Origin of the sequence: Sphingomonas sp. Leaf38 (genome assembly GCF_001421825.1) — a bacterium.
In the GTDB taxonomy this organism is placed as follows: Bacteria; Pseudomonadota; Alphaproteobacteria; order Sphingomonadales; family Sphingomonadaceae; genus Sphingomonas.
The window spans coordinates 321195-323190 of sequence record NZ_LMLD01000011.1 but is presented as its reverse complement, the minus strand read 5'-3'; the positions used below and the strand labels follow the sequence as shown (position 1 = coordinate 323190).

The 1996-nt window shown below is 64.7% G+C and carries 1 protein-coding gene; it reads right to left on the bottom strand.

Annotated features, from left to right (window positions below):
• Positions 1-108: 108 nt before the first annotated feature.
• Complete coding sequence (locus tag ASE88_RS08915; RefSeq protein WP_056477607.1) at positions 109-1902, bottom strand: peptide MFS transporter; 1794 nt, start codon at positions 1900-1902, stop codon at positions 109-111.
• Positions 1903-1996: the final 94 nt, after the last annotated feature.

The following is a 1996-nucleotide window of genomic DNA, read 5'->3' as shown; positions in this document are numbered from 1 at the left end:
GGGGGGGGGGGGGGGGGGGGGGGGGGGGTGTGTCCCAAGAGCCGGACGCAAGTACGTACGTCGCGCCCTCCCCTAACCCCTCCCGCAAGCGGGAGGGGGATTTCGGGCTTACTGGACGCCGTGCATCCACTTCTTGATCAGCGGCGAGATCAGCAGCAGCAGCACGCCGATCCCGGCAGAGACCAGCCCGATCGTCCAGAACACGCCCGCATAGGTGTCGAGGCTGACCTTCAGGTTGGTCACCTGCCCGCCGACCGTCTCGACGCTCGCGACCTGTGCGACGATGCCCGCGACATATTGCGCGACCGAGATCGACAGGAACCACACGCCCATCATCAGCCCGACGACGCGCGCGATCGACAGCTTGGTGATCATGCTGAGCCCGACCGGCGAGATGCAGAGCTCGGCGAACGAGTGGATGAAGTAGAGCCCCGCCAGCCACCAGATCGCGACCTTGAACGTCGGCCCGACCATGCTCGCGCCCCAGACGAGGAACAGGAAGCCGACGCCGACGCCGATCAGCGCGATGCCGAACTTGACCGGGATCGACGGCTCGATGCCCCGGGCGGCAAGCTTGGTCCACAGGATCGACATCACCGGCGCGAGCGCGACGATGAAGAACGCGTTGAAGAACTGAGTCTGCCCGGCCGAGATGCTGAACAGGCCGAACACGCTGAGATCGGTGTTGCGATCCGCAAACAGGGTCAGCGACGAGCCCGCCTGCTCGAACAGCGTCCAGAACACGACGTTGAACACGATCAGCACCATCGCCGCGAGCATCATCTGGAACTCGCGACGCTCGCCGTTGACGAACGACCAGATCAGGATGCCCGGCACCGCCACCAGGAACGTGCCGAACAGCAATTTGCCCATCAGCGACAGCGAGACGATGTAGCCGATGATCCCCGATCCGGGGACCGGCGGCTCGGCGTTCATCAGGTTGACGAACAGCAGGTAGAAGATCGGGATGCCGAGCAGCGCGAGCGCATAGATGCCGAGCGCGCGGTCGGGGCCGCTGCGCACCGGCGGCTCGCCGTATCCGTTCAACTTGCCGCCATCGAACTGGATCAGCGTCCACGAGAACAGCATGCCGATCGCCGCCAGCCCGAAGCCGGCCCACCAGCCGAACGCGACCGCGAGGAACGGGCAGAGCAGCTGCGAGAACAGCGAGCCGAGGTTGATCCCCATGTAGAAGATCGTGAACCCGGCATCGCGGCGCTTGTCGCCCTGTGCGTAGAGCTCGCCGACCATCGTCGAGATGTTGGGCTTGAAGAAGCCGTTGCCGACCGAGATCATGCACAGAGCGAGCAGCATGATCGTGACGTAGAAGCTGCTGCGTTCCGCGCCGGACTCGAAGCCGCCCTTTTCGACCGTCCGCGCGGTCGATCCGTCGGCCGCGAGCAGTGAGACGGTGCCGTCGTCATTGCCCTTGATCTTCAGCTTGTTCGCGCCGTCGACGAGGTAGCGGACCTCGCTGTCGGCCTGTTCGACCACCTGGATCTCGTAGCGCTGGTTGGCGATGGTCGCATAGGGCTTGGCGGTCTCGCCGCCGAAGCACAGCAGCAGATAGCCCATCGCCATGATGATCGCGCCGAACTTCACCGCGCGCTTCGAGCCGAGATACTGGTCGGCGAGATAGCCGCCGACCAGCGGCGTTAGATACACCAGCGCGGTGTAGCCGCCGTACAGGCCGGTCGCCTCGCGATCGCCGAACACGAAATGCTTGGTGAGATACAGCGTGAGCAGCGCACGCATGCCGTAATAGCCGAAGCGCTCCCACATCTCGGTGGTGAACAGCCGCGCGAGCTGCCGTGGGTGCCCGAACCAGGTTTCCCCGGCGGCCGGATTGATATGGGTGATATCCGGCTCTCGCGGGGTATCCGCGGTCGGGGTGTCCACCATGCTTACGCTCCCTAATACTCGTTCTGGCCGCCGTCGGTCGCGGCGTCGTTATGTGCGCGCAACTTAACGACAAAGCCCGGACTGTAAATATCGC